This window comes from Amycolatopsis sp. YIM 10, assembly GCF_009429145.1.
Taxonomy (GTDB): Bacteria; Actinomycetota; Actinomycetes; order Mycobacteriales; family Pseudonocardiaceae; genus Amycolatopsis.
Genome location: NZ_CP045480.1, coordinates 9977112 through 10003626, shown reverse-complemented (window position 1 = coordinate 10003626; position 26515 = coordinate 9977112). Strand labels below are relative to the sequence as shown.

Here is a 26515-nt window from a genome sequence, read left to right as displayed (position 1 = left end):
CCCTGAGATCCCGCATCCGGAGGCGTCATGGCCTGGTTCCTCGTCGAAATCCGCTACGTCCAGGAGAAGTACGGCGAGGTGCGGCCGGCGCACCGGGCCTTCCTCGCCGATCTCGCCGAGAAGGGCGTGGTGGCGCTCGGCGGGCCGCTCACCGACGGCACCGGGGGCATCACCCTCTACCAGGCCGAGGACGAGGAAGCCCTGCAGAAGATCATCGACCAGGACCCGTACTTTCTCGAGGGAGCGGTCGCCGAGCGGACCGTGCGCGGCTTCGACCCGAAGATCGGCGCCTGGCTGCCGAAGGCCTAGACACCGGTCGCGGCACGGCCTCCGTGACCGGTCACGGAGGCCTCCCTGGCCCCGCGCTTCGCGATGTCCTCCAGTGCGGCCTTGTCCGCCGAGGGCACTCGCGAGCGTGAGCCGAGTTCGATGATCGGCGGCAGGAAGGCCCGGATCAACTTGAGCGCGCCGACCCAGCGCGGCACGTGGATCGTGCGGCCGCGGCGCAGGATGCCCGCTTCCAGGCAGTCCAGCGCGGTGGACAGCGGATAGGTCTTCCCGATCAGGCCGGGCATGCCGGCGCGCAGCTTGCCGAACACCGGGTGCGCGTCCGCGCTTTCCACCAGGTCCGTGCGGATCCAGGTCGGGTGCGCCACGCCGACCTTCACGCCGAGGTGGGCGACTTCGGCGCGCAGGCTGTTCGAGAACGCCTCGACGCCCGCCTTGGCCGCGGCGTAGTTGGCCATGCCGGGCGCGTGCGTGATCGCGGCGAGCGAGGAGATCGCCAGCAGGTAGCCCTTGCGCTCGATGACGTGCGGCAGGGTCACCCGGAACGTGCGCCAGACGCCGAGCAGGTCCACCTCGATCACCTTCTCGAAGGCGACCGGGTCGACCGAGCGGACAAAACCGGTGGACGCGATGCCCGCGTTGGCGATCACCATGTCGATGCCGCCGAAGTGCTCGACCACCTCGCCGGTGACGCGTTCGAGCGCGTCCCAGCTGGTCACGTCGGCTTCCCAGGACCGGGCGGCGGAGCCGATGCGCTCGGCCACCTTCGCCTGCTCTTCGGCTTCGAGGCCGACCAGTGCCACCTTGGCGCCGCGCGCGGCCAGCCGCTCCGCGAGCCCGGCGCCGATTCCGCGCGCCGCACCCGTGATGAGCACGACCTTTCCGCTGATCCTGCGTGCCATGGTGCCTCCTCGTCGAGTTCTCTCGTCCGGGACCGTACCGCAACTTACCGCGAGTAGGCTACTGGTCGGTAGCACTGCCCGGAATGAACCGGTCACTTACCGGGTTGGCACCTGATATGGCATTCGAACTCGGCAAGATCGGCGTCTGGCGGCCGCTCTGGAACTCCACCCCCGAGCTGGCCGCGAAGGCGGAGGAGCTCGGCTACGGCACCTGGTGGATCGGCGGCTCACCGCCGGCGGAACTGGAGATCGTCGACCAGTTGCTGGCCGCGACCAGCTCGCTGACCGTCGCCACCAGCATCGTGAACATGTGGTCCGCCGACGCCACCGAGGTGGCGCGCTCCTACCAGCGCATCGAGCAGAAGTACCCGGGGCGGTTCCTGCTCGGGGTCGGCGTCGGGCACCCGGAAGCCACGCAGATCTACCAGAAGCCGTACGACAAGATCGTCGAATACCTGGACCAGCTCGATGCCGGCGGAGTGCCGGTCGAGGCGCGGGCGCTGGCCGCGCTCGGGCCGAAGGTGCTCAAGCTCGCCGGCGAGCGGACCCTGGGCGCGCTGCCCTACCTGACCACCCCGGAGCACACCCGGCAGGCCCGCGAGCTGCTCGGCAAGGACACGCTGCTGGTCGCCGAGCACAAGGTGGTGCTGGACACCGACGACGCGCGCGCCCGCGCCACCGGCCGCGAGATGGTCAAGATGTACCTCCAGCTGCGCAACTACACGAGCAACCTGAAGCGCCTCGGTTTCACCGACGAGGACGTCGCCGGTGAGGGCAGCGACCGGCTGATCGACGCGCTCGCGCTGCACGGTGACGCCGAGCACATCGCCGCCGGGCTCACCGCGCACTTCGACGCCGGTGCCGACCACGTGGCGATCCAGCCGCTCGGTGACGACCCGCTGCCCGCCCTCGAGGCGCTGGCTCAGCTGGCCAAGTAGGCGTAGTTCTCCTGCCACTCGCCGAAGCGGTCCCGGAAGTACGGGAGCCGGTCGGCGAGTGGCAGGAAGATCCGCACGGTTTCGGCGTAGTAGCCGGCCTGCTTGGCCGGTCGCGGATGGGTGTGCAGCCGCTGCACGTTGCTGTAGCGGTCGGCGAGCTTGATCGTCAGCACCTCTTCGGGCGCGGTGACGAACCGGCTCAGATAGCTCTCGCGTGAACCCGACTTGGTCACCCAGTCGACGAGTTCGGCCACCTTCGCGCCGAACTCGTCGCGGACCTGGCCCAGCCCGCACGGGGTGTCCTCGACCACGTCGTGCAGCAGGGTCGCGACCAGTACGTCCTGGTCGCGCGTGCCGGAGTCGACGGCGATCTCCAGCGCCTCCAGCAGGTGCCACGGGTACGGCTCACCGGCCGGACGGGTCTGCTCGCCGTGGTACGCCACGGCGAATTCGTAGGCCCTCGCCAGTGCTTCGACGGTTTCCGCGGGCAGCATACCGTCCAGCGCGGCCGCCGCGGACGGCCAGTCGCGCCAGGACCCGAAAACGCGCATCGCGCACCCCCTTTTCGCCTGATCAGGCTATCCCGCCCGCCGCCCGCCACCACCCTCAACGGAGCGCTTTCGCGCGCAGCGCCTAATCGCCGGCCCCTCGGTCGTGGCTCGTAAGATGCGGTTGAACGGCGAACCCTGCTTCGAGGAGGACCAACGATGCCCATCGCCACCCCCGAGGTCTACGCGGAAATGCTGGACCGGGCCAAGGCGAACGAGTTCGCTTATCCCGCCATCAACGTGACCTCTTCGGAAACCCTGAACGCGGCCATCCGCGGCTTCGCCGAGGCGGAGAGCGACGGGATCATCCAGTTCTCCACCGGTGGGTCGGAGTTCGCCTCGGGGCAGAAGGTCAAGGACATGGTGGTCGGGGCGACCGCGCTGGCCGAGTTCGCGCACGTGGTCGCCGAGAAGTACTCGGTCAACGTCGCGCTGCACACCGACCACTGCCCGAAGGACAAGCTGGACGGCTTCGTCCGGCCGCTGATCGACATCTCCGCCGAGCGGGTCAAGCGCGGTGAGAACCCGCTGTTCCAGTCCCACATGTGGGACGGCTCGGCGATCGACCTCGACGAGAACCTGGAGATCGCGGCCGAGCTGCTGGAGAAGACCGCGGCCGCCAAGATCATTCTCGAGGTGGAGATCGGCGTGGTCGGCGGCGAGGAGGACGGTGTCGCCAACGACATCAACGACAAGCTGTACACCGCCGACGGCGACTTCGTGAAGACCATCGACGCGCTCGGCTCCGGCGAGAAGGGCCGCTACCTGCTGGCCGCGACCTTCGGCAACGTGCACGGTGTGTACAAGCCGGGCAACGTGAAGCTGCGTCCGGAGGTGCTCAAGAACGGCCAGGCGGTCGCCGCCGAGAAGCTGGGCCTCGCGGCCGGGTCGAAGCCGTTCGAGCTGGTCTTCCACGGTGGTTCCGGCTCGCTGCTGGAGGAGATCCACGAGGCGCTGTCGTACGGCGTGGTGAAGATGAACGTCGACACCGACACGCAGTACGCCTTCTCGCGGCCCATCGCGGACCACTTCTTCAAGAACTACGACGGCGTGCTGAAGATCGACGGCGAAGTGGGGAACAAGAAGGTTTACGACCCGCGTAGCTACCTGAAGGCCGCTGAGGGCGCGATGGCGGCGCGTGTGGTGGAGGCCGCGGAGTCGTTGAAGTCGGCTGGGCAGAAGCTGAAGTAGGCCCGGGGTGGTGTCCACCCCGGTTTTTTAGTGTGACTACGGCGAAGACCCCGATGGCAAGGCGGGAAAGATGCCTTGCCATCGGGGTCTTCGCCGTGTTTTTGGCTGTGGACCGGAGATGGGTGGGTAGGTGGGTGCGGTCAGACCACTGCGTCTGGGATCAGGTCTGCTGGTTTTGGTGGGGTCAGGCGGCGGGCGATCGGGCCGGCCAAAGCCCACGCAAGTGCCACGGCTACCAGGACGAAGGGCACGGTCAGGTAGTCCACTGGGGGCGCCGATTCGGTGACGGCGTCCTCGCCTAGCAGCAGGGGCCGCGCCTGCGACTGGAGCCACAGCGCGCCGTAACCGAAGGCTGTTACCAGCAGGCCGCCGATTCCGGCGGTGAGCAGGCGATGCTCACGCCCGATCCGGAACGCCAGGTCCACCGCGAGGCCGACGAAGATCAGGTAGAACGGCACCGTCGAGGTCGGGAAACCGGCGCCGAGCAGCAGGGGCCAGATCACCGCGCGGTAGGCCACGTACGCCACGGCCACCGTCGTCGCGGTCCACGGCTTGCGCACGGTGTGCCGCGCCATCGCCAGGATCAGCGCCATCACGCCGATGCCCCAAACCGGGTACACCCAGTCCTCGATCGGCATCGCGAAGTGGACCACCGCCTCGCGGTCGACCGGGCGGCCGATCTGCTCGGCGGCGAACTCCAGCAGCGTCGGCTCGGCGTAGGGCTCACCGCGCTCCCACGACCGGAGTTCGAGGATGCCGTACTCCTGCTGCCCGTTCGGGAAGAACGTGTTCTCCAGGAAGAAGAACCACAAGCCGGTCAGCACCAGCGAGCGCATCCGTCCCGGCGGCGCGGTCTTCAGCCAGCCGTCGATCGCACCGGCCAGCATGATCCCGGTGCCGATGTAGAGCAGCAGGTGCGACGGGCTCCACGCGGTCAGGTCCAGGCCGTTGATCCGGTGGTTGAGCACGTCCAGCGGCCCGGCGATGAGGAACACCACGGTGCCCGCCTGCATCAGCCGCAGCGAGCGCTTGTCGCAGCCCAGCCCGGTGTAGCTGTGGATGGCCACCAGCACCACCACGATGCCGGTGCCGACGGTGTTGATCAGGTGCGGCGGGGCCAGGTCGTCGCGCAGCCACATGAAGTGCCACGACATGTCCCACGACGAGCCGATCAGCTTGAACGCGAACGCGAGCAGCCACATCCCGTAGGCGAAGTTCAGCGCCCACGGCGCGGTCGGCTGTCCTGGCGCGCCGCGTTTCCAGTACAGGCGGAAGAACAGCTTCGTCTTCGCGATCGGACTCTTCGGGATGACGTCGGGCTCGGCTTCCCCAGACGCACTCACTGCCTTCGTCACAAGGTCATCATCCCTGGTCAAGGTCACGGTCGGTAGGGCGGGCGGGCAATCGGCCCGGAAACCAGGGTTCACCCGTAAGGGTATCGGGTTTGCCTTCCGCTGGGTGGCGACGGCATGGTGGCTGGCGATGATGCCGAAACGTATGGTCGCCGCCGTGCTCGTCGCCGCGCTCGTGCTGGGTGCGGGTGGGATCGTGACGAGCCTGTTCCTGTAGCGAGCAGAATGGCCGCATGACGCACAACCTGCTGGGACCCGACCCGACCGAACTGCCGGAGCGCACGGCCGCGCAGGCCGCGCTGGACGCCGGAACCGATCCCGCCGAGGTCGCCGCCGAGCACCCGGACTTCAGCGAGGCGTGGGCCGCGCTCGCCGAGAAGGCCTTCGAAAGCGGCGAGACCGTGGCCGCCTACGCGTACGCGCGCACCGGCTACCACCGCGGGCTCGACCAGCTCCGCCGCGCGGGCTGGAAGGGCTTCGGCCCGGTGCCGTGGGCGCACCGGCCGAACCAGGGCTTCCTGCGCGCGCTCGCGGTGCTGGGCAAGTCGGCGCAGCGCATCGGGGAGACCGAGGAGTACGAGCGGTGCCGCAAGTTCATCACCGACTCCGACCCGGCCGCCGCCGAAGCCACCGGACTCGCCTGATCGTTATGAGTGGGCACTACTCGCATCGGACGCGAGCAGTGCCCACTCATGGCAACGCGCCGGGGCTAGAACCAGCCGCAGTTGGCCGGGGCGGGCTTGCCGCCGAAGCGGCCTTCCAGCCACAGGAACGCCTCCGGGAAGGCGCGGATCGCGCCGCCAACGTGTGACGGCACCAGTGAGCTGCTGAACTGCACCTTCGCGCCCTGGCCGCACCATTCCCGCGCCATCTCGCGCCCCTGGCCGTAGGGCACGATGTCGTCGAGCGTGCTGTGCACCACCAGCATCGGCACCGCGGGCTCGCGCTCCCCGATCTTCTGCTCGGCCAACCGCGAGGCGTACGGCTCCTCGCCCAGGTACGCCGTCAGCGGCCTGCCGTCCTTGGTCAGCCCGGTCGACTTGGTGAAGGCGTGCGCCGCGATCGCCTCGATGGTGCACTGCGTCGACACCTGGTCGAGCATCTTGTTGCCCTTGTCGTTGAGCACCCCGCGGATGTTCAGCTCCGGGTACGCCGCGTCCATGCTGAGCAGCGCGTACCCGAGGAACCCGGCCGCGTAGGCACCGTCGAGGTTCTTCGCCACCTCCGCCAGATCGGCCGGGACCGCGCCCGCGTACGCGCCCTTGAGCTTCAGCTCCGGCGCGTACGACGGCTGGAGTTCGGCGGCCGCCGCGGAAGCCCCGCCGCCCTGGGAGTACCCGGCGATCGCGACCGGTCCGGCGTCGGGCAGGTTCGCCGCGTCGAGCCGCTGCGCCGCGCGGATCGAGTCGAGCACGGTGTGCGCCTGGGATTCGCGGTTGGCGTAGGTGTGCATCCCCGGTGTGCCAAGGCCTTCGTAGTCGGTGACCACCACCGCGTACCCGCGCAGCAGCAGGCCCGAGATGAACGGCCCCTCGTACTCCATGCCCGCGGCCATCGCCCGCGACGGCGCGCAGTTGTCGCCGACGCCCTGGGTGCCTGCCGCGTAACCGATGATCGGCCGGTCCCCGCCGCCCGTCCACGCCTGGTGCGGGGTGAGCACGGTGCCGGTCACCGCGATCGGCTCGCCGTGCGTGTCGCGGCTGCGGTACATGATCCGCTGGACCGCGGCCGGCGCGCGGATGAGCTTCACCGGGTCGATGAAGAAGTCGGCGGGTTCGTGCTTGATGATGTCGCCGTTGTCACCCGCGGGCAGTGGGGAAGGCGGATCGTAGAAGGATTCCGCGTTCGCCGGTGCGGCGGCGAACGACACGAGGCCCGTGAGCGTGATGGCGGACAGGGCCGTGGCGAACGCCCGGCTGAGTGATCGGCGCAAGGTGGCTCCCCGTTGAGCTGCGCGGCTTTTCCGACGACTGTGTCGGAAATATCGTCAGGTGAGGTGGCGCACATGTCAAGGCGGGTGGGCAGGCCGCGAAAGCTCCCGGTCGACGAGCAGCGCGCGCTGATCCTGGGCGCGGCCAGGCGGGTGTTCGCCGAAAGCGGGCTCCAGGCGGCCACCGTCGAGCAGATCGCCACCGCCGCCGGGCTCACCCGGCAGGCCGTCTACGAGACCTACGGCGGCAAGAAGGAACTCTTCGCCGAGGCGGTCAAGGCCACCGAGGAACTGGTGCACGCGAAGGTCGGCAAGCCCGCGCTGGACACTTCCGAGCCCAAGCTGCGGGTGTGGGCGCGGGCGAACTACGCGGCGATGTTCGCCTTCGTCGCCGACCACCCGGACGCGCTTCCCCTGCTGCAGCAGGCCGAACGCGCCGGCGATCCGGCGATGAACCGCGTGCGGGCCCGGCTCGCCACGATCTACGCCGAGGCGAGCCGGGCCCGGTGGGCCGCGCAGGGGGTCGAATCAGGGCGCACCGACAAGGCGCTGGTGGCCATGTACTTCGCGATGACCGAGGCGCTGGTCGGGATGAGCTGGGACGAGTCGGCGCCCGACCCGGAGGCGCTGATCGACCTGCTCACCGAGTTCACCGTCGGCGGTGTCCTGCGCTTGCAGGGCCACGCCCCGGAAATCATCGCGAGACTGCGTTAGCGACCCGCTTCAGCAGCGGCCGAGCATGTCCGTGAGCGCGCCCTTTTCGGCGTCGCTGACGGTCAGCTCCCACTTGTGCTTCACGCCGATCCACATCCGCGCGTAGGTGCACCAGTAGCCGGTCGACGGCGGCTTCCAGGCATCCGGCGACTTGTCGCCCTTCTCCTGGTTGACGTTGTCGGTGACGGCGATCAGCTGCGGCGCGTCGAGGTCGTTGGCGTACTGCTCGCGCTTGTCGTCGGTCCAGCTCGCCGCGCCGGTGCGCCAGGCAGCGGCCAGCGGCACCACGTGGTCGATGTCCACATCGGACGAGTTCGTCCAGGTGGCGTCGTCGTACGGGCTGAACCAGCTGCCGGAGGTGGCCGCGCAGTCGCTGCCGGTCTCCACGTCCGTGCCGTCGCGCTTGAGCACGACCTCGCGGGTGTTGCAGTTGTCGCCCTGGTCGCTCCAGTGCGGGAACTTGTCGCGGTCGTACCCGTCCTGCGAACCGTCCGGCGCCACGGTCAGCTCGCCGAGCTGGGTCTGCGCGGTGCCCGCGTCCGGGATGTTCGGCGGTTCGGCGGAGGCGATCCCCGGCAGGCCCGCGACGAGCAGGGCGGAGACTCCGAGCGTGGTCAGTGCGGTGCGGGCGGTGCGGCGGTGCAGGGTCACCAGGTCACCTCTCGATCAGCTGTTGGGAACTTTCTGACCTTGACTCACATGGGTGAAGCTAGCAACGCGGCGAAGTGAACAGTAGGTGCTTTCGTCTGGTGGCTCAGGCCAGGCCGCGCACCAGCCGCAGGTCCTCGGTGTGCCGGTACCAGGTCCAGCGCTTCATCTCGCGCGGGTACGGCACGCCGTCGGAGACCGGGATCGCCGGGATGCAGCCGAGTTGGAAGGCGCGGCCGTAGAAGGTGGCCGGGCGGCGGAAAAGCACGCCCTTGGTCACCTGGACGACCAGTCCCGCGCCGCCCTCGGTGTCCGGCGTGACCACGATCGAGCGCGCGCGACCACGCAGGGTGACCTGGTCGTCGCAGTAACCGACACCCTGGACCGGTCCGACCTCACCGCGCCCGAGCAGCACGCCGCCCGCGTCGTCGCGGATCAGCGGCACCGGATCGACGTCTCCCCGGACGGCCAGCCGGAAGGCCTGCGCGGGGTCCTCCGGCAGCGACCACAGCCCGGCGAACGAGGACTCCCCGCCGAGCGGCACGAAGCCGACCGTGGTGTCGCCGAGACGCTCCTTTCGCAGTAGCCGCAACACGATCGCGGCCAGGTCGGCGTCTGTTCCGGCGACCACCAGATGCTCGGCACCGGGCAGCAGCGGGTCCACTTCGGCCTTGCCGGGACGGGCTCCCAGCACCTCGGTGCGCAGGCCGTCGACGGCCGGGAAATCCGGCGCGCCGGGCCCGCAAACCAGCACCACTCCACGCACGCCCAGGTCCTCCGTTACAGTCATGCACCGGCATTTACCAGCGCCAAGTCCTTGTCGCCGAAACATCCTGGAGTGTCACATGCCGGCCATCGTGCTCATCGGTGCCCAATGGGGCGACGAAGGCAAGGGAAAGGCCACCGACCTGCTCGGCGACCGCGTCCAATGGGTCGTGCGGTACCAGGGCGGCAACAACGCCGGGCACACCGTGGTGCTCCCGGACGGCCAGGACTTCGCGCTCCACCTCATCCCGTCCGGCATTCTCACCCCCGGCGTGACCAACGTCATCGGCAACGGCGTGGTGGTCGATCCCGGGGTGCTGCTCGACGAGCTGGCCGGGCTCGAAGCGCGCGGGGTGGACACCTCGCGGCTGCTCCTCTCCGCCGACGCGCATTTGATCATGCCGTACCACGTGGCCATCGATAAGGTCACCGAGCGCTACCTCGGCGCGAAGAAGATCGGCACCACCGGCCGCGGCATCGGGCCGTGCTACCAGGACAAGATCGCCCGCGTCGGCGTCCGCGTGCAGGACCTGCTCGACGAGAAGATCCTGCGCCAGAAGGTGGAAGCGGCACTGGAGTTCAAGAACCAGGTGCTGGTCAAGGTCTACAACCGCAAGGCGCTCGAGCCGGAGCAGGTGGCCGACGAGGTGCTCACCGCCGGCGAGAAGTTCGCGCACCGGATCGCCGACACCCGCCTGGAGCTGAACAAGGCGCTCGAACGCGGCGAGACCGTGCTGCTGGAGGGCTCGCAGGGCACCCTGCTCGACGTCGACCACGGCACCTACCCGTTCGTCACCTCGTCGAACCCGACCTCGGGCGGTGCCAGCGCCGGGTCCGGCATCGGGCCGGGCCGGATCACCACGGTGCTCGGCATTCTCAAGGCCTACACCACGCGCGTCGGCTCCGGGCCGTTCCCGACCGAGCTGCACGACGAGTCGGGCGAGAACCTGCGCAAGGCGGGCGGCGAGTTCGGCGTGACCACCGGGCGGTCCCGCCGCACCGGCTGGTTCGACGCGGTGATCGCGCGCTACGCGGTGCGGGTCAACGGCATCACCGACTACTTCCTGACCAAACTGGACGTTCTCTCCGGGCTGGAGAAGGTGCCGGTGTGCGTCGGCTACGAGGTCGACGGCGTGCGCACCGACGACATGCCGATGACGCAGACCGACGTGCACCACGCGGTCCCGGTCTACGAAGAGCTTCCCGGCTGGTGGGAGGACCTGTCGGAGTGCCGCACCTTCGAGGACCTGCCCGCGAACGCGCGTGCGTACGTGGAGCGGCTGGAGGAGCTGTCCGGGGCGCGGATCTCGGCGATCGGTGTCGGCCCCGGCCGCGAGCAGACCATCGTGCGGCACCAGTTCCTCTGAGCCACGCGGGAATCTCGGCGCGCTGACCGGGGTTGGCCAAGGCATGACCCTGGGAGTCGCTCTCGCCCCGGCCGCCGGCGCGGTCAACGCCGTGGACGACGTGATCGGCCAGGCCCGCCGCGCGGCGGCGGCCGGTGTCCGGTCGGCCTGGTTCGGCCAGGTCTTCAGCTATGACGCGATCACGCTGGCGACGGTGGTCGGCCGCGCGGTGCCGGAGCTTTCGGTCGGCGTGTCCGTGGTGCCGCTCGCCGGGCGGCACCCGTTGCTGGTCGCTTCGCAGGCGCAGACCGCGCAGGCGGCCACCGGCGGGCGCTTCACCCTCGGCCTCGGGCTGGGGGCGGCCGCGTTCGCCGAGCCGGTCTTCGGCGTGCCGAACGACCGGCCGATCGCGCGGCTGCGGGAGTTCCTGACCGTGGTGCGCTCGGTGTTCGAGACGGGCACGGCGTCGTTCGACGGTGAGCTGATCACCGCGAAGCCGCCGATGCCGGCGAAGGTGGCCGGTGCGGCACCGGTACCGGTGGTGGTCGCCGCGATGGGACCGCGGGCGCTGCGGGTCACCGGCGAACTGGCCGACGGCACGCTGCCGTTCCTGGCCGGGCCGAAGGCGCTGGCCGACCACATCGTGCCGTCGATCTCGGCGGCCGCGGAGGCGGCGGGCCGTCCGGCGCCGAAGATCATCGCCGCGTTGCCCGCCGTGGTCACTTCGGACCTGGAAACCGCGCGCCGCCGCGTCGTGGAGCACACGGCGTTCTACGACTCGATCCCGTCGTACCAGCGGGTCATCGAGCTGAGCGGGGCCTCGAAGGCCGCCGACCTCGCCGTGATCGGCGACGAGGAACTGGTCGCCGCGGAGATCCGGCGGTACTTCGACGCCGGTGCCACCGAAGTGGTGATCACCCAGTCGGACCTGGTCGGTACCGCGGACCAGTTGCGCACCTGGCGCCTGGTGGGCGAGCTGACCCGCTCCCCGCGCTGACACCGTTTCGGTGAGCGGAACGTCGCCTTCGCCGGGTGAGGACCGCCGCTCATCATGGGACGCCCTGGAAGTGGAGGCGTCCCATGAAACCCTCGGCGGTACTTCCCCTCTGCTGGGCCGCGGTCCTGCTCGACGGGTTCGACCTGGTCGTGCTCGGCACGGTCATTCCCGTGCTGCTGGAGGACAAGGTCTGGGGCTTCACCCCCGGCACCGGCTCCGCGGTGTCCACGGTCGGCCTGATCGGGATGATGCTCGGCGCGCTCGCCATCGGCACGGTCACCGACACCATCGGCCGCCGCAAGGCGCTGATCTACGCGGTCGCCGGGTTCTCCTTCTTCACCCTGCTGTGCGCGTTCGCCCCGTCGGCGCTGGTTTTCGGCATCCTGCGGTTCCTCGCCGGGCTCGGGCTCGGCGGCTGCCTGCCCACGGCGATCACACTGGTCACCGAGTTCTCGCGGGGAAAGGTCGGCAGCGCGGCCACCACGATCATGACCGGCTACCACGTCGGCGCGGTGCTCACCGCGTTGCTCGGCATCGTGGTGCTGCCCGCGGCGGGCTGGCGCTGGATGTTCGTCATCGGCGCGGCACCCGCGCTCGTGCTGGTGCCGCTGATGATCAAGTACCTGCCCGAGTCCGAGGCTTTCGAGAAGGCGGAGAAGGTGGGGGCGAAGGCCGTCGGCGGCCTCTTCAAGGATGGCTTCCTGCGCGCCACGCTGGCCTTCTGGGTCGCGTCGTTCATGGGTCTGCTGCTGGTCTACGGCCTGAACACCTGGCTGCCGCAGATCATGCGCGTCGCCGGGTACGAACTCGGCGCGGCACTGGCGCTGCTGCTCACGCTCAACGTGGGCGCGATCGTCGGCCTGCTGGTCGCCGGACGGGTCGCGGACCGTGTCGGGGTGCGCCCGTCGACGATCGCGTGGTTCGCCGCGGGCGCGGTGTTCCTGGCGCTGCTGAGCGTGCGGTTGCCGACCGTCGGGCTCTACGTCGCGGTGTTCCTCGCCGGGTGCTTCGTGTTCAGCGCGCAGGTGCTGGTCTACGCCTACGTGGGGCGGACCTATCCGGCCGAGGGCCGCGCGACCGGGCTCGGCTGGACCGCCGGGATCGGGAGGCTGGGCGCGATCACCGGACCGCTGCTGGGTGGCGCCCTGCTGTCGGCCGGAATCGCCTATCCGTGGGGGTTCTACGTCTTCGCCGGGGTGGGCGCGCTGGGCGCCCTCGCCATCCTGGCCGTGGGCGCCCGCGCGTTGACCCTTACCCAGCAGCCTCGATAGCGGTGTCCGGGTGGTCGGCGAACACGCCGTCCACGCCGGCCTTGAAGAACGCCTCGAACTCACCGAACGCGTTGCCCCACGCGGCCGGGTCGGCCGAGGAGCGGAGGTTCAGCGGCAGGAAGTTGTTCTCGTTGCGGAAGGTGTAGGGCACCACCGGCAGGCCCGCGTTGTGCGCGTCGGCGACCAGCGAGGTCGGCGAACCGAGGTTGCCCGCCGCGTCCCGGCCGATCACCTGGTTCTTCTCCGGCCCGAGCGAGTCGGCGTACTGGGCGATCTCCTTCAGCCCGGCCGGGGTGACCAGGTCGGCGTAGGTGCGCGGGTCGCCGTTCTCGACGAAGTCGGCGGGCGCCCCGGTGGCCGAGGTCAGTTGCACCAGCCGGACGCGAAGCTGCTTGTTCAGCTCCTTGAGGTTGCTCACCTCGAAGGACTGCACGATCACCGGCGCGCTCTTGCGGTCGAGCCCGTTGCGCTTGATCAGCTCGACCAGCTTCGGCTCGGTCGGGTTGCCGATCTTGCGGAAGTAGGTGGAGTGCTTGACCTCCGGATAGGTGCCCAGCTCCCGGCGCAGCTCGCGGCCGAGCTTGCGGGTCAGGTCCAGCACCTCCTGGTAGGTGGCGATCTGGAAGCGGCCGTCGTAGATCTTGTTGTTCGGCCGCAGGTCCGGGATGCGCTCCTTGGCGCGCAGCGTCTTCAGCTCGGCCAGGGTGAAGTCCTCGGTGAACCAGCCGGTGTAGCTGGTGCCGTCGATCACTTTGGTGGTCTTGCGGCTCGCGAACTCGGGGTGGTCGGCCACGTTCGTGGTGCCGCCGATCTCGTTCTCGTGCCGGGCGACCAGCTGCCCGTCCTTGGTCGGCACCAGGTCGACGTCGACCCAGTCGACGCCCTGGCGGTAGGCCAGCTCGTAGGAGGCCAGTGTGTGCTCCGGCCGGTAGCCCGGCGCCCCGCGGTGTCCGACGATCACCGGCTCATCGTGCCCCTTGCCGTAACCCGCCCGCACCTCGCCCGGCTGGGCCGAGGCCGGGACGGCCGCCAGGCCGAGCACCGCCAGTCCGCTCAGCGCCAGCACCGCGAGTCTCTTGCGCACCATCTTCGTCCTCCTCGTGTGTGGGTCGGCGCTACCTTCACCGCCCCGGAAGTCCGGCCGCTTAAATACGGGTTAACGCGATCTGGATCAACCCTTCAACTGTGAGCCGGGACACCGTAGCGTGCATTCAGCGTTATGGCGTGCGAGCGGAGTGTGCCTTGGCCGAGACAGTGAAGTCACCGGAAACAGCGGAAGTGGTCGCTGTTCAAGACGAGGAACGGCCGGCGAGGCAGCTCTCGCGACGGCCGGACCTGCTCGTCGGCGTGGTCTGCTTCGCCGTCTCGCTGCTGGTGCTCAAGCAGGTGTTCTTCCCGTTCGCCCAGGGCGTCCAGTACTACCTGGTGATCTTCCTCGGCTGCACGCTGCCCGCGGTTTTCCTGTGCTACCGGCCCAGGTCGCGAAAGGACACCACGGCGACCGACGACCCCGGTGTGCTCGACTGGGTGCTCGCGGTGATCGCGTTGCTCACCGGGCTGTACCCCGTTCTGCCCTTTCCCGGCGGCGGTTTCGACGACTTCCTCGACCGCCAGGGCATCTTGTCCACTGTGGACATCGTAGCCGGGGCGCTACTCCTGGTGCTGGTGCTGGAGGCGACCAGACGGACCACCGGACTGGTGCTGCCGCTGGTCTGCGTGGCCTTTCTCGCCTACGCCTACTACGGCGGTTTCCTGCCGCAGAGCTGGGGCGTCGCGCACGCGGGCATCGACTTCGGCCAGATCGTCAACGCGCTGTACAACGACGCGAGCGGCTTCTACGGCACCCCGCTGGACGTGGCCGCGAGCTACATCGTGCTGTTCACCATCTACGGCGCGGTGCTCAACGCGTCCGGCGCCGGGCAGTTCTTCGTCGAGTTCAGCTTCGCGCTGTTCAAGCGGTCGCGCACGGCACCCGGCCGCACCACCGTCCTTTCCGGATTCCTGCTCGGCACGGTTTCCGGTTCCGGCACGGCCACCGCGGTCAGCCTCGGCTCGATCACCTGGCCGATCCTGCGCAAAGCGGGTTATCCCAAGGAGAACGCGGGCGGGCTGCTGGCGGCGTCGGGCATCGGCGCGATCCTGTCACCGCCGACGCTGGGCGCGGCGGCCTTCATCATCGCGGAGTACCTGGAGACCGAGTACCTGACCGTGCTGGTCTGGGCGATCGTGCCGACGCTGCTCTACTACCTCGGCATCGTGCTCGCGGTCGAGGCCGACGCCCGCCGCTTCGGCGCCAAGGCTGTGGAGGTGGCGCACGGCAAGGCCGGGAAACTGCTGCTGCGCGGTGGTTACCACTTCCTCTCGCTGGCCATCATCGTGGTCTTCCTGGCGCTGGACATCCCGCCGTTCGCCGCGGTCGTCTACGCCACCGGGGTGGCCGCGTTGTTCGCGTTGCTCGCCAAGCTCGCCGGCGCCGGTGAGGAACGCGGTGCCGCGCTCAAGGCGTGGGGCCGCGAAATGGTCAGCGCGCTCGCGCTCGGCGTGCGCGGTGCGCTGCCGGTCATCGCGGTCTGCGCGGCGGCCGGGATCATCACCTCGACCATCACCAAGACCGGGCTCGGCCAGGTGCTGGCGGACGCGCTGGTCCAGGCGGCGCAGGCGATTTCCAGCAATCCGACCGCGGTGCTCGTGCTCACCGTGTTCTTCTCCGCGGTCGCGGTCGGGGTGCTCGGCCTCGCGGTGCCGGTGACCGCGTCGTTCATCATCGCCTGGGTGGTGCTCGGCCCGGCGCTGGCCGACGTCGGCGTCGCGGACGCCGAGCGCGCGATGTTCATCTTCTACTACGCCGTGCTGTCCGAGGTGACCCCGCCGACCGCGCTGGCCGCGGTGGCTTCCGCCGCGATCACCGGTGGCTCGGTGATCGGCACCATGTGGCAGGCGTGGAAGTACACGTTGCCCGCGTTCCTGGTGCCGATCGCGTTCGTGCTCACCGACAACGGCTCGGCCCTGCTGCTCCAGGCCGACTTCCCGACCGTGCTGTGGGTGGCGGCGGTGTCCGCGCTCGCGGTGGCCGTGCTCGCCGTGGTCACCGGCGGCTGGGTGGCCGGCCCGGTCCGCCGGCCGGTGCGGGCGCTGTGCGTGCCCGCCGCGGTCTGCCTGCTCTACCTGGAACCGACCGCGATCGCCGTGGGGCTCGGGCTCTGCCTGGTGGCCGCGGTGGTGCACCTGATCTGGCGCGAGAAACCCGCTCGTGAAGCCGTTTAAGGAGACAGTGATGCGTTCGATGCGTTCGAAGCTTTGGCTGGCAGGCGCGCTCGCCGTGGTGCTCTCGGCGAGCGCGTGCGGGGGCAAGCAGACCGCGGAACCCGCGCAGGGGCAGGGCGGCCAGGTCGCCTGCGAGGCGGCGGACGGCCGGATCACCATCGCCACCGGCAACGTCGGCGGGGTCTACTACGTGATGGGCGGCGGCATCGCGCAACTGCTCAGCAACAACACCAAGCTCAAGGCGACCGCCGCGGAGACCGGCGCCTCGGTGCAGAACATCCAGCAGCTCACCGGCCGCGAGTACGACGTGGCCTTCACCCTGGCCGACACCGCCGCCGACGCGGTCAACGGCAAGGGCGCCTTCGACGGCAAGCCGCAGAAGATCCAGGCGCTGTCCCGGATCTACCCGAACTCCACGCAGGTGGTGGTGCGCGCGGACGCGGGCATCAACTCGGTCGAGGACATGCGCGGCAAGCGGATCTCCACCGGCTCGCCGAAGTCGGGCACCGAGGTGATCGCGAACCGCCTGCTCACCGCGGCCGGGCTGAACCCCGACGCCGACATCCAGGCGCAGCGGCTGGCGCTGGGCAAGTCGGTGGAGGGCATGAAGGGCGGCACGATCGACGGGCTGGTGTGGTCCGGCGGGCTGCCCACCCCGGAGATCACCGACCTGACCACCTCGATGGGCACGGGCGTGAAGTTCATCGACATCACCCCGCTGCTGCCGAAGCTGCAGCAGATCAACCCGGTCTACGAGGCGGGCTCCATCCCGGCGGCCACCTACAAGCTGCCCGCCGACGTGCCGACCATCGTGGTGCCGAACCTGCTGGTGGTCCGCGACGACTTCCCCAGCGGTGACGCCTGCGCGCTGACCAAGCTGATCTTCGACCGCAAGGGGGAGCTGGAGCAGGTCCACCCGGCCGCGAAGCAGATCGTCAAGGAGCACGCGAGCCACACCGACCCGGTCCCGCTGCACGCCGGCGCGAAGCAGGCCCTGGGCAGTTGACCTGGCGTCAAGCCGCCGCGCGGGTGACCAACGTGCGGCGGCGCGGGCGCCCCAGATACCCTGACCCCCGTGCGTGTCCTGGTAATCGGGTCCGGTGCCCGTGAGCATGCCCTTGTCCTGGCTCTGTCGCACGATCCGGCGGTGACCGCGATCGGCTGCGCTCCGGGCAACGCGGGCATCGCCGCGCTGGCCGAGCCACTCGCCGTCGACGTCTCCGACGCGGCCGCGGTCGCCGAGCTGGCGACCCGGTGGAAGACCGACCTGGTGGTGATCGGGCCCGAAGTCCCGCTGGTGGCCGGGGCCGCCGACGCGGTCCGCAAGGCGGGCATCCCGTGCTTCGGCCCGTCCGCGTCCGCCGCCAGGATCGAGGGCTCGAAGGCCTTCGCCAAGGACGTGATGAACACCGCGGGCGTGCCGACCGCGCACAGCGAGATCGTGGACAACCCCGCGCACCTCGACGCCGCGCTCGGCCGCTTCGGCCCGACCTGGGTGGTCAAGGACGACGGCCTCGCCGCGGGCAAGGGCGTGGTGGTCACCACCGACCGCGACCGGGCCCGTGCCCACGCGATGACCCTGCTCGACGGTGGTCACCCGGTGCTGCTGGAGTCCTTCCTGGACGGCCCGGAGCTGTCGCTGTTCTGCCTGGTCGACGGCCGCACGGTGGTGCCGCTGCTGCCCGCGCAGGACTTCAAGCGCGTCGGCGACGGCGACGCCGGGCCGAACACCGGTGGCATGGGCGCCTACTCGCCGCTGCCGTGGGCGCCGGCCGGGCTGGTCGACGAGATCGTCCGGGTCGCGGTGCAGCCGGTGGTCGACGAGCTGGCGAACCGGGACACCCCGTTCACCGGCCTGCTCTACGCCGGGCTCGCGCTGACCTCGGACGGCCCGCAGGTGATCGAGTTCAACTGCCGCTTCGGCGACCCGGAGACCCAGGCGGTGCTGGCCCTGCTGCACACGCCGCTGGCCGGGCTGCTGCACGCGGTGGCCACCGGAAAGCTGTCCGAGCACCCGCCGCTGGACTGGGAGGACGGCGCCGCGGTCACCGTGGTGATCGCCGCCGACGGTTATCCCGGCGTGCCGCGCTCGGGTGACGTGATCACCGGGGCCGAGGCCGACGGCGTGCTGCACGGCGGCACCCGCCGCCGCGACGACGGCGCCGTGGTCGCGCACGGCGGCCGCGTGCTGTCGGTGGTCGGGGTCGGCGCCGATCTCGCCGCCGCGCGCCAGGAGGCCTACGCCAAGGTGGAGAAGGTGCACCTGCCCGGCTCGCACCACCGGACCGACATCGCCCTGCGCGCGGTCGGTGGAGAGATCGCCGTTCCCGCGAAGTAAGGGAACCAACCGCCCGTTCAGTACGTCCAAGAGCAGTCCGCCGTTGTCCGCGCGTTGGTAGCCTGCCAGCACAGGCAACCGTAGGTGGGGTGCGCAGATGTCAGAGAACGAGCCGTCGGTGACCGGTGCGGTCTACCGCCAGTCCTCGTCGGGGTTGCCAACGGCCGTGCCGTCGGTGCCCGGGGTGAAGGACCTCGAGGTCCAGCCCGACCAGGTCGACGCGGTGGCCAAGATCATCCACGACCAGGCCGAGCAGCTCGAGCAGCGGCTCGCGCAGCGCCTCGGCCAGCTGTGGATCGACCCGCCGTCCGAGGACATCGTGAGCAAGCACGCCGTCGAGGCGTGGAACGAGGTCGTGGTGGCCGGTGACGGCTCGTACGAGAAGCAGGTCCGCTCGTACGTCGAGGGCCTGCGCACGCTGGCCGACCAGCTGCGCACCGCCTCGCAGACGTACCAGGGCAACGAGGACGCGACCGTCGGCGCCCTCGAGGACCGGCGTGTCCACCCGGCTTAAACCTCTCGCCTGCCTGGCCGCCGGCCTGGCGACGGTGGGGTGCGGGTCCGCGCCCGAACCGGCGCCCGCTCCGGCCACCTCCGCTGACGCCGCCGCGCCGGCGCTGGTCGCGCGCCCGGCGGAGCTGCGGCTGGACGGGATCGACCCGTGCACGCTGTTCACCGAACCGCAGCTGGACGAGCTGAAGATCACCGAGGAGCCGGAGCCGCTGCCCGCGGACGACCAGCGCGAGGGGCCGACCTGCTCGCTGCCGGTGGCGAAGGGCGAGCCGCACTACACCTACTACGTGGAAGCGATCACCGGGGCCGATCTCGAGGCCTGGCTGACCGGTGACCGCCGCAAGAGCAGCAAGAACACCGAACCGGGCCAGGTGGAGCGCTTCCCGGCGCTGACCCACCACGGCCGCGGCAGTTCACCCAGCGACTGCGAGACGCTGGTCGGCGTGGCTCAGGGCCAGACCCTGCGGGTGCAGCTCTACCCGGTCACCAGGGGCGCGTTCGACCAGCGGCAACTGTGCGAGCTGTCCGCCGGTGCGGCGGCGCTGGCGGTACGGACCTTGGGATCCAGGGGTTAGGGGAGAGACGTGGACATTTCGGCGATGGTGGAGCGGATCCGCGGCCACCGGTTCGACGGGTACAGCCCCAACGGCATCGCGGACGAGATCGACAAGTTCCGCTCGGGTTCCGGGGTCGGCGGCATCGGCGAGGCGGTCGACGCGATGAAGGCGGTGGCCGCCGAACTGGCCAACACCGACAAGACCCTGCGCGAGGAGCTGGCGAAGCTCGGCGTGGCGTGGACCAGCGGTGCGGGTGGCCGGGCCAGCGCGGTGCTGGTCGAGCAGGCCGGGTTCTCCGCCGACGCCGGTGACAAGGTCACGCAGTCCGCGGAACTGATCTTCGCCCAGGGCGAGGCGTTCACCCGCACCCTGCACAAGCTGCCGGAGTCGAGCGCGATCCGCGCCGGTTCGGGCGGTTACTCGCTCGGCGACGGGCTGATGAGCCTGATCGGCTACGAGACCGACCACGCGAAGGCGGTCAAGGCCTCCCGCGAGGCGAAGGACCAGGCCGTCGGCGTGCTGAACGACTACGCCAAGGCCAGTGGCGACAACCTGTCCTGGACCGAGGCGCTGAACGCGCCCGAGGCGCTCAACCTGGTCGGCGCGCCGGGCGGGCCCAATCCGATGGACATCGGCACGCAGGCCGCCAACGTGCACGCGGGCGGTTCGCCGATCGACGACTGCCCGCCCACCAGCGGCGGCAAGGGCTCGATGCCGACGACGAAGTCGGGGGCGGCCTTCGACCCGCCGACCCCGCCGATGGGCATACCGGCGCAGCAGCCGGGCGCCGCCCGTCCCGGAGTGTCCATTCCGGACTCGTCCACCGCGCCGAGCACGGCCACCCCGCCGTCCAGCGCGCCGCCGGTGGTGGCGCCCGGCCCGGTCGTGCCCGGTGGCCGTGTGCCGCAGCAGAACCAGCCGAACCACCCCGGCCAGTCCGGTCAGCCTGTCCATCCCGGTCAGCCGGGGCCGGGCCAGACGCACCCCGGGATGCCGAACACGAACCACGGGGTGATCGGCCAGAACCCGCCGAGTGGCCAGGGCAGCGGCAGGCCGTTCCCGAACAACTTCGGCACGCCGGTCGCACCGGGCACTCCGGGCACTCCGGGTGCACCGGGCACGTCCGGCGGGGTCGGTGGCAAGCTCGGCGGGCTCACCGGTGGTGGTGGCCCCGGCGCCGACAACCTGGTCGGCGGCAAGGGCGGTGCGCCGGGTGGCGGTGGCGCCGACGGTCCGCTCGGCAAGGGCAAGATCTTCGGCTCCGGCCCGCAGGGGCCCGGTCCGCTGCCCTCGGGCGGTGGCTTCACCGCGGTGCCGAAACCGGGCGGGGTCGGTGACTTCGCCTCCGGCGCGGCGGCGCTCGGTGCCGGTGCGGTCGGCGGCGCGATGGCCGGTGACGGCGACCGGCGCGGGCGCGGGGTCGGCAAGGGCGGCTCCCCCGGCGCGTTCCCGCGGTCCGGCCAGGTGCCGATGGGCGACCTGCCCGAGGAGGAGCAGCGCGCGCTGCGCCGGTCCGGCCAGGGCGCCGAGACCGAGAAGCGCCGCGGTTTCCTGGAGCAGGCGGCCACCCAGGACGGCGAGAACGACGCCGAGCACGTCCGCAAGTTCGGCATCGACGACAAGGACCTGTTCACCGACCAGCGGATGGTGGCGCCCGACGTGATCGGTCGCGACGATGCCGGCGACGCACGCTGAGGAGTAACAACGACGTGGGTTCGCCCAACGGCAGCCTGGTGCTGTCCGCGCTGGAATTCGACATGCTCTGGGAAGCCCAGGGCCTGCCGGAACGGCATGTCGCGCTCGACGTCCCGACGCCGGGCCACACCCACGCCGAACGAGCGGCGCTGGTCGAGCGGGCGTGGCGCACGCTCGCCGACAAGCGCCTGGCCAGAGGCCGTCGCGCCGACGGTGAACTGCTCGACATGCTGAACCTGTTCGCCCGCCCGAAGGTCGGCATCGACGTCTGGGTGTGGGCGGAACGCGAGATCCACGGGCTCGCGGTGAGCGTGGGCAGCGACGCGCTGCTCGGCGTGGTCGATGGTGACGAGGTGTGGCTCATCCCGACCAGGGACAGCTCGCTCGCCGAGGCCGCGGTGTCGGTCACCGGCGAGCTGAACCCCGGGGTCGGCCGGTCGGTCAGCCTGCCGCACGACGTGCTCGTCGAAGCCGACGCCGACGCGCGCGGGGACGCGAAAGCGCTGGTCACCGCGCTGGAGGACCGCGGAATCCCGTTGTGGCAGTGCCAGGAGCTGGCCGGCATGCTGATCGGCACCGTCGCGCGCGGCCAGTTCGGCGTGGAGCGGCAGGGCCGGGACGGGACGATGCGCCGGGCGCCGAGGGTGGTCGCGTTCCACGACACCGACGCGGGTCGCTATCTGTTCCAGCTGGCCCGCAACACCGACAACCGGAACTGGGCGACCGTCGCTCCGGCCGACAACGCCCTGCTGGCTCAGCGAGTCTGGGAACTCATGGAAGAAGTCTGACCAGCCACGCGCAGCGTGTCCGTTGAGGGTGGTGGCGGGCTGGCGGGTGGGATTAGCTGAGGACGAGCGGGAGTTTCGCGGCCAGCTCACCCAGTTCGGCCGTTTCGGCGTCGGTCGGTGCGCGGCGGCCGGTGCCGACGAGCAGCGCGTCCTGGTCGGAAAACGACTCGGGGAACTTCGCTCCGGCGATTTCCTCCAGCATTTCGCGCGTCCTGGCGAGACTCTCCACCGGCGGTGGCGTGGCCCCGGGCAGGTGCGCGATCAGGTCCAGGTGGTGCAACGTCCACTCCACGACGTACGCGGAGAGGTAGTCGCCCGCGGTCAGGACCATGTCCTGCGTGCTGACACGCAGCCCGGGGTCGGCGAGGACCGCCGCGCGACCGGCGGCGGAACCGACGTCGTCGAGGTGGAACTTCAGCAGGCCCGGCTCCTGGTACGCGGCGGCCAGCCGGACGATCAGCGCGTCGAGCGGCTCGTCGCCGGTCGGCGGCGTCTGCGACACCGACCAGTAGGTGACCGCGTTGTGGTCGGGCTCGGCTTCGGCGGGCGTGACCAGGGTGATCAGCACGTCCTGGGCGTCGATGACCAGGTGGCAGACCAGATCCCGGACGAGCCAGCCCGCGCAGCCCGATGGCCGGGTGAACTCCTCGTCGGTGAGATCGGCGACTGCTGCGAGCAAAGCCGTCCAGGAACGCGAAAAGAGATCCACCCGGCCAGATTAGGGCTTCGGCAGCTTCGGGATAACTGCTTTTGCCGCCTCGTTCGCCTTCTCGCAGGCGTTGTCGCCGGTCGCCGAGTAGTAGCTCAGCCGGACGTTGTCGCTCTCGCGGTCACCCGAGGGCAGGTGCGTCCAGCTCAGCGTGCACGTGCTGCCGGTTTTGTTCTGCCGGGCGGAAATTCCGCCGAGATCGACCTCCGCGCCCTCGGTGTCGGGATATCCCCGGTCGAGGGTGACGGAGAGCGTGTCCTGCGTGGCCCACTCACACCGGCGCAGCGCCTGCGGCGCGGCTTTCACCGCGGAGCCGGCGATTTTCTGGGCGGTGGCGTCGTCGAGAACCGTGCACGGGTCGACGGGCAGCAGGCTCCCTGGCTGGGTCTGCCGGTCCACAACGGGATCGCGCAACCGTTTCAGCGCCTCGGTCAGCGCGGTTTCGGCGATCGCGCACGGGTCACCGTCGCGTGAGGAGTTGTAGATCATCACGCTGGATCCGGGGCGCGTCGGCAGCCGGACCATCGCCTCGCAGCCACCGCTGATGTCGTTGAGCAGCACGCCCTGGCCGTCGATCACGGTCGGCGACGTGCGGATCCCGGTGGTCTGCAACGCGTCGCCGAGCACCAGGTCGAAGGCCACGTTCTTGGTACCGGTGTACTGGCAGCGATAGGTGTAGGAGGGGCGCTCCTCCGGCGTGTACTCGCTGTCGAGCACCTTGCACGGATCGGCGCGCAGCAACCGTTCCGGGGTCAGAGCGTCCTGAATGGACAGTGGCGGTGGCGCGTCGCGCGCGGCCTTCGCCGACTGCGCCAGCCGGTACACCGTGACCGTGCCCGCGACGAGTGCCACCGCGAGAACCGCCGCGCTGACCGCCCAGATCCAGCGGCGCCGCTTCTTCGCCGGACGTGGTTTCGGTGGCGGCCGCCATTGGGGCAGCGGCAGGGAAAGCACGGCGCGGACTTCGGCGTCCTGCCGGTGGATTCGGGCGTGCACGGCCTCGGGCCAGGGTGTGGTGCCGGGCGGGAGATGGCCGAGGAAGTCGAGCAGTTGGGCCGGGGTCGGGCGGTGGGCGGGGTTCTTGGCCAGGCACGGCTCGACGAACCGGCGGACATCGGGTGGCAGGGCGCCGAGGTCGGGCTGGCTGTGCACCACGTTGTAGAGGGTCTGCGCGGTGGTGGTGCCGGTGAACGGACCGCGGCCGGTGGCGGCCATGACCAGCAGCGCGCCGAAGGAGAACACGTCGCTGGCCGGGGTGACCGGCGCGGTCCCGGCCTGTTCGGGGGACATGAACGCCGGGGAGCCGATGATCGCGCCGGTGCCGGTGAGTTCCTGGCCGTCCTCCACGGCCCTGGCGATGCCGAAGTCGATCACCCGGGGGCCGTCGTCGGTGAGCAGGACGTTGCTGGGCTTGAGGTCGCGGTGGATCAGCCCGGCGCGGTGGATGTCGAGCAGGGCCGCGGCCAGCCCGGTGGCCAGATGCCGCAACGCGTTCACCGGTAGCGGCCCGGCGGTGTCGACCGCCTCCTTCAGCGACGGCCCGGTGACAAAAACCGATGCCAGCCACGGGGTCTCGGCCTCGGGATCGGCGTCCATCACCGCCGCGGTGTAAGCACCGGAGACCAACCGCGAGGTGGCCACTTCCCGGCGGAACCGCTCACGGAACCCCGGATCGTGCGCGAACTGCGCGTGCACCTGCTTGACCGCGACCAACCGGCCATCCGGCGCGATCCCCAGCAGCACACGACCCATCCCACCCTCACCGAGCGCGGCGATCAGGCGGTACGGGCCCAGTTGGCGTGGTTCGTCGGGGCGTAGCGGTTGCACGGCGCGACTCTACGGTTTCGGCAGTTTCGGCATGATCAGCTTGGCGAACTCGAGCGACGGGCTGCACACCTGGTCGGGGCCGGGCGCGGCGCCGCTGATGCTGTGGTGCAGCTCGACCACCTCCGCGGTGCGGTCGTCGATGGGCCGGTGCAGCCAGGTCAGCGTGCAGCTCGCCGGACCCTCGCGGTACTTCTTGGTCAGGTACACCGGGGTGCCGTTGACGTCGACGGTGCCGGTGACGTCGTAGTAGCCGTCCTTCGACTGCGTCGGCGGGAAGGTCGTGACCAGGTCGATCTTCAGGAAGCCGGCGACGTCCCAGCGGCAGCCGTGCAGGTTCTCGGGTTCGATCTTGAGCACCGGCCCGAGGAACGGCTGGACCTCGGGCGCCGATGCCAGCGCGCAGGGGTCGACCGGGATGAAGGTGCCCGGCGGCTGCTCGTGCTGGGGCGGGTCCTCGCGCAGCCGGGAGATGACCTCGGTGAGCATGGCCTTCGCCACGTCGCAGGGCTTGTCCAGGTTCGCGGTGACGCTGGTCGAGGTTTTGATCACCGCGTCGGTGCGGCCGTTGACCGGGACCGCGACCTCGCAGGCCTTGCCGTCCTTGACCGTCAGCGGCAGCCCGGCCAGCTCACCGGACGGGACGCCGCCGATCGGCTGGTTGTCACCGAGGCCGAGGTCCACCCAGTCACCCTTGGGTCCCTCGAAGGTGCAGCCCCACAGGTGCACGCTGATCCTCGGCTTCAGCACGCCGATGCCGTCCACCGACCTGCCGTCGAGCACCTGGCACGGGGCCACCGTGCGCAGCTTGTCGGTGCCCAGCGGGTCGGGATTGGGCGGTGTGCTGGTCGCCGGGGCCGGTGGTGCCGACTGGGCCGCGGGCTGGGGTGGCGGCGGGTCATCCGAGGTGAGGTCGACGGCGATGATGGACCCCGCGATCAACGCGACCACTCCGGCCGCCGCACCCGCGACGGCCAGGCCGCGACGGGACTTGCGCGGCTTGGGCGGGTGCAACGCCTGGTGCACGGCGACGCGCTGCTGCTCGATCAGGTGCGGCACCACCGGCGGCCACGGCGTGTGGGTCGGCGCGATCGGGCCGAGCTGCTCGAGGATCCAGGCCGGGGTGGGGCGCTGGTCGGGGTCCTTGGCCAGGCACGCCTCGGCGATCCGGCGGATCTCGGGCGGCAGGCCGCGCAGGTCCGGCTGGTTGTGGACCACGTTGTAGAGGGTGTGCGGGGTGGACGTGCCGGTGAACGGGCTGTTCCCGCTGGCCGCCATCGCCAGCAGCGCGCCGAGCGAGAACACGTCGCTGGCCGGGCTGAGTGGACGCCCCTCGGCCTGCTCGGGTGACATGAACCCGGGCGACCCGATGATCGACCCGGTGTGCGTCAACTCCGACGTGCCCTCCACCGCCCGCGCGATCCCGAAATCGATCACGCGTGGCCCGTCCGCGGCGAGAATGACGTTGCTCGGCTTCAAATCCCGATGCACCAGCCCGGCGCGGTGGATCTCCCCCAGCGCCAACGCGAGTCCCGCCGTCAAGTACCGCAACGACCCCGGCGGCAACGGCCCACCCGCCGCGACTGCCTCGGTCAACGACGGCCCCGGCACGAACACCGACGCCAGCCACGGCGTCGGCGCGTCGGGATCGGCGTCCATCACCGCGGCGGTGTACGCACCCGACACCGACCGCGAGGTCGCCACCTCACGCCGGAACCGCTCCCGAAACCCCGGATCATGGGCGAGTCCGGGGTGGATCTGCTTGAGCGCGACCAGCCTGCCGTCCGGCGCCGCCCCGAGCAGCACCCGGCCCATGCCGCCCTCACCAAGGGCCGCCACGAGCCGATAGCGCCCGACCTGCCCCGGTTCGCCCGGATTCAACGCCTTCACGACTCTCCCCACGCTTCAGGCCCCCGATGCTACAAACACCTCAGTGG

At 70.5% G+C, this 26515-nt stretch carries 25 protein-coding genes; 15 read left to right on the top strand and 10 right to left on the bottom strand.

Annotated features, from left to right (window positions below; all coding sequences use genetic code 11):
- Positions 1–27: 27 nt before the first annotated feature.
- The gene (locus YIM_RS46595) at positions 28–309 is read left to right on the top strand and encodes a YciI family protein (RefSeq protein ID WP_153036415.1); all 282 of its coding nucleotides are present in this window, start codon (positions 28–30) and stop codon (positions 307–309) included.
- Here YIM_RS46595 and YIM_RS46590 read toward each other — a convergent pair.
- Complete coding sequence (locus tag YIM_RS46590) at positions 306–1190, bottom strand: SDR family oxidoreductase (RefSeq protein ID WP_153036414.1); 885 nt, start codon at positions 1188–1190, stop codon at positions 306–308. The genes YIM_RS46595 and YIM_RS46590 overlap by 4 nt on opposite strands.
- 116 nt (positions 1191–1306) lie before the next feature.
- On the opposite strand from YIM_RS46590, the gene YIM_RS46585 reads away from it, so the two are divergent.
- Entirely contained in the window at positions 1307–2128 is an 822-nt protein-coding gene (locus YIM_RS46585; protein WP_153036413.1) for an LLM class F420-dependent oxidoreductase, read from the top strand.
- Here YIM_RS46585 and YIM_RS46580 read toward each other — a convergent pair.
- Positions 2113–2679 (bottom strand): HD domain-containing protein, encoded by a 567-nt coding sequence (locus tag YIM_RS46580; protein ID WP_153036412.1) that lies wholly within the window; start codon positions 2677–2679, stop codon positions 2113–2115. The genes YIM_RS46585 and YIM_RS46580 overlap by 16 nt on opposite strands.
- A gap of 156 nt (positions 2680–2835) precedes the next feature.
- Here YIM_RS46580 and fbaA point away from each other — a divergent pair, with 156 nt between their 5' ends.
- Complete coding sequence (gene fbaA / locus YIM_RS46575; protein WP_153036411.1) at positions 2836–3867, top strand: class II fructose-bisphosphate aldolase; 1032 nt, start codon at positions 2836–2838, stop codon at positions 3865–3867.
- A gap of 140 nt (positions 3868–4007) precedes the next feature.
- Here the strand turns inward: fbaA and YIM_RS46570 are convergent, their stop codons facing one another.
- Positions 4008–5222: a hypothetical protein gene (locus YIM_RS46570; RefSeq protein WP_153036410.1), complete on the bottom strand. Its 1215-nt coding sequence runs from the start codon at positions 5220–5222 to the stop codon at positions 4008–4010.
- A 230-nt stretch (positions 5223–5452) separates the two neighbouring features.
- On the opposite strand from YIM_RS46570, the gene YIM_RS46565 reads away from it, so the two are divergent.
- A complete protein-coding gene (locus YIM_RS46565; protein WP_153036409.1) occupies positions 5453–5863 on the top strand; it encodes a DUF3151 domain-containing protein in 411 nt (136 codons plus the stop codon).
- Positions 5864–5928: 65 nt separating this feature from the next.
- On the opposite strand, the gene YIM_RS46560 is transcribed toward YIM_RS46565, so the two are convergent.
- Positions 5929–7116, bottom strand: coding sequence for a lipase family protein (locus tag YIM_RS46560; RefSeq protein ID WP_370469053.1), 1188 nt, complete (start codon positions 7114–7116; stop codon positions 5929–5931).
- 108 nt (positions 7117–7224) lie between these two features.
- On the opposite strand from YIM_RS46560, the gene YIM_RS46555 reads away from it, so the two are divergent.
- Positions 7225–7863: a TetR/AcrR family transcriptional regulator gene (locus tag YIM_RS46555; RefSeq protein WP_153036407.1), complete on the top strand. Its 639-nt coding sequence runs from the start codon at positions 7225–7227 to the stop codon at positions 7861–7863.
- Positions 7864–7872: 9 nt separating this feature from the next.
- Here the strand turns inward: YIM_RS46555 and YIM_RS46550 are convergent, their stop codons facing one another.
- Together YIM_RS46550 and YIM_RS46545 are read right to left on the bottom strand one after the other, a co-directional pair.
- Entirely contained in the window at positions 7873–8514 is a 642-nt protein-coding gene (locus YIM_RS46550) for an HNH endonuclease family protein (protein WP_153036406.1), read from the bottom strand.
- A 103-nt stretch (positions 8515–8617) separates the two neighbouring features.
- A complete protein-coding gene (locus tag YIM_RS46545; protein WP_228004440.1) occupies positions 8618–9301 on the bottom strand; it encodes a hypothetical protein in 684 nt (227 codons plus the stop codon).
- Between the two features lie 55 nt (positions 9302–9356).
- On the opposite strand from YIM_RS46545, the gene YIM_RS46540 reads away from it, so the two are divergent.
- From YIM_RS46540 to YIM_RS46530, 3 genes are all read left to right on the top strand, one after another.
- Positions 9357–10643: an adenylosuccinate synthase gene (locus YIM_RS46540; protein ID WP_153036405.1), complete on the top strand. Its 1287-nt coding sequence runs from the start codon at positions 9357–9359 to the stop codon at positions 10641–10643.
- 43 nt (positions 10644–10686) lie between these two features.
- Complete coding sequence (locus YIM_RS46535) at positions 10687–11619, top strand: TIGR03564 family F420-dependent LLM class oxidoreductase (RefSeq protein ID WP_153036404.1); 933 nt, start codon at positions 10687–10689, stop codon at positions 11617–11619.
- Positions 11620–11702: 83 nt separating this feature from the next.
- Positions 11703–12890 carry an aromatic acid/H+ symport family MFS transporter gene (locus YIM_RS46530; protein WP_153036403.1) on the top strand — a complete coding sequence of 396 codons (1188 nt, stop codon included), beginning with the start codon at positions 11703–11705 and terminating at the stop codon, positions 12888–12890.
- Here YIM_RS46530 and YIM_RS46525 read toward each other — a convergent pair.
- Entirely contained in the window at positions 12871–13977 is a 1107-nt protein-coding gene (locus tag YIM_RS46525) for a glycerophosphodiester phosphodiesterase (protein WP_153036402.1), read from the bottom strand. The two genes, YIM_RS46530 and YIM_RS46525, sit on opposite strands and share 20 nt — an antisense overlap.
- A 155-nt stretch (positions 13978–14132) precedes the next feature.
- Between YIM_RS46525 and YIM_RS46520 the strand changes: the two genes are divergently transcribed.
- From YIM_RS46520 to YIM_RS46490, 7 genes are all read left to right on the top strand, one after another.
- Positions 14133–16154, top strand: a complete 2022-nt coding sequence (locus YIM_RS46520) for a TRAP transporter fused permease subunit (protein ID WP_153036401.1) — start codon at positions 14133–14135, stop codon at positions 16152–16154.
- 19 nt (positions 16155–16173) lie between these two features.
- Positions 16174–17160, top strand: coding sequence for a TAXI family TRAP transporter solute-binding subunit (locus tag YIM_RS46515; RefSeq protein ID WP_153037708.1), 987 nt, complete (start codon positions 16174–16176; stop codon positions 17158–17160).
- A 69-nt stretch (positions 17161–17229) separates the two neighbouring features.
- A complete protein-coding gene (gene purD, locus YIM_RS46510) occupies positions 17230–18492 on the top strand; it encodes a phosphoribosylamine--glycine ligase (RefSeq protein WP_153036400.1) in 1263 nt (420 codons plus the stop codon).
- Between the two features lie 97 nt (positions 18493–18589).
- Positions 18590–19006: a type VII secretion target gene (locus YIM_RS46505; RefSeq protein WP_153036399.1), complete on the top strand. Its 417-nt coding sequence runs from the start codon at positions 18590–18592 to the stop codon at positions 19004–19006.
- Positions 18990–19580, top strand: coding sequence for a DUF3558 domain-containing protein (locus YIM_RS46500; protein ID WP_228004438.1), 591 nt, complete (start codon positions 18990–18992; stop codon positions 19578–19580). The genes YIM_RS46505 and YIM_RS46500 overlap by 17 nt, the downstream gene beginning before the upstream one ends.
- A gap of 9 nt (positions 19581–19589) precedes the next feature.
- Entirely contained in the window at positions 19590–21257 is a 1668-nt protein-coding gene (locus YIM_RS46495) for a hypothetical protein (protein ID WP_153036398.1), read from the top strand.
- A gap of 14 nt (positions 21258–21271) precedes the next feature.
- Positions 21272–22045, top strand: coding sequence for an ESX secretion-associated protein EspG (locus YIM_RS46490; RefSeq protein WP_153036397.1), 774 nt, complete (start codon positions 21272–21274; stop codon positions 22043–22045).
- Positions 22046–22097: 52 nt separating this feature from the next.
- Here the strand turns inward: YIM_RS46490 and YIM_RS46485 are convergent, their stop codons facing one another.
- From YIM_RS46485 to YIM_RS46475, 3 genes are read right to left on the bottom strand one after another with little or no spacing between them, the layout of a single operon-like run.
- A complete protein-coding gene (locus YIM_RS46485; RefSeq protein ID WP_153036396.1) occupies positions 22098–22754 on the bottom strand; it encodes a maleylpyruvate isomerase N-terminal domain-containing protein in 657 nt (218 codons plus the stop codon).
- A gap of 9 nt (positions 22755–22763) precedes the next feature.
- Positions 22764–24581, bottom strand: a complete 1818-nt coding sequence (locus YIM_RS46480) for a serine/threonine-protein kinase (protein WP_153036395.1) — start codon at positions 24579–24581, stop codon at positions 22764–22766.
- Positions 24582–24590: 9 nt separating this feature from the next.
- On the bottom strand, positions 24591–26468 hold the full coding sequence (locus YIM_RS46475) for a serine/threonine-protein kinase (RefSeq protein WP_153036394.1): 1878 nt from the start codon (positions 26466–26468) through the stop codon (positions 24591–24593).
- Positions 26469–26515: the final 47 nt, after the last annotated feature.

What these genes read in the sequence shown, in the direction of transcription:
- YIM_RS46595 (WP_153036415.1), top strand. Translation starts at nt 28, where the DNA reads ATGGCCTGGTTCCTCGTCGAAATCCGCTACGTCCAGGAGAAGTACGGC.
- YIM_RS46590 (WP_153036414.1), bottom strand. Translation starts at nt 1,190, where the DNA reads ATGGCACGCAGGATCAGCGGAAAGGTCGTGCTCATCACGGGTGCGGCG.
- YIM_RS46585 (WP_153036413.1), top strand. Translation starts at nt 1,307, where the DNA reads ATGGCATTCGAACTCGGCAAGATCGGCGTCTGGCGGCCGCTCTGGAAC.
- YIM_RS46580 (WP_153036412.1), bottom strand. Translation starts at nt 2,679, where the DNA reads ATGCGCGTTTTCGGGTCCTGGCGCGACTGGCCGTCCGCGGCGGCCGCG.
- fbaA (WP_153036411.1), top strand. Translation starts at nt 2,836, where the DNA reads ATGCCCATCGCCACCCCCGAGGTCTACGCGGAAATGCTGGACCGGGCC.
- YIM_RS46565 (WP_153036409.1), top strand. Translation starts at nt 5,453, where the DNA reads ATGACGCACAACCTGCTGGGACCCGACCCGACCGAACTGCCGGAGCGC.
- YIM_RS46555 (WP_153036407.1), top strand. Translation starts at nt 7,225, where the DNA reads ATGTCAAGGCGGGTGGGCAGGCCGCGAAAGCTCCCGGTCGACGAGCAG.
- YIM_RS46545 (WP_228004440.1), bottom strand. Translation starts at nt 9,301, where the DNA reads ATGACTGTAACGGAGGACCTGGGCGTGCGTGGAGTGGTGCTGGTTTGC.
- YIM_RS46540 (WP_153036405.1), top strand. Translation starts at nt 9,357, where the DNA reads ATGCCGGCCATCGTGCTCATCGGTGCCCAATGGGGCGACGAAGGCAAG.
- YIM_RS46535 (WP_153036404.1), top strand. Translation starts at nt 10,687, where the DNA reads ATGACCCTGGGAGTCGCTCTCGCCCCGGCCGCCGGCGCGGTCAACGCC.
- YIM_RS46530 (WP_153036403.1), top strand. Translation starts at nt 11,703, where the DNA reads ATGAAACCCTCGGCGGTACTTCCCCTCTGCTGGGCCGCGGTCCTGCTC.
- YIM_RS46525 (WP_153036402.1), bottom strand. Translation starts at nt 13,977, where the DNA reads ATGGTGCGCAAGAGACTCGCGGTGCTGGCGCTGAGCGGACTGGCGGTG.
- YIM_RS46515 (WP_153037708.1), top strand. Translation starts at nt 16,174, where the DNA reads ATGCGTTCGAAGCTTTGGCTGGCAGGCGCGCTCGCCGTGGTGCTCTCG.
- YIM_RS46505 (WP_153036399.1), top strand. Translation starts at nt 18,590, where the DNA reads ATGTCAGAGAACGAGCCGTCGGTGACCGGTGCGGTCTACCGCCAGTCC.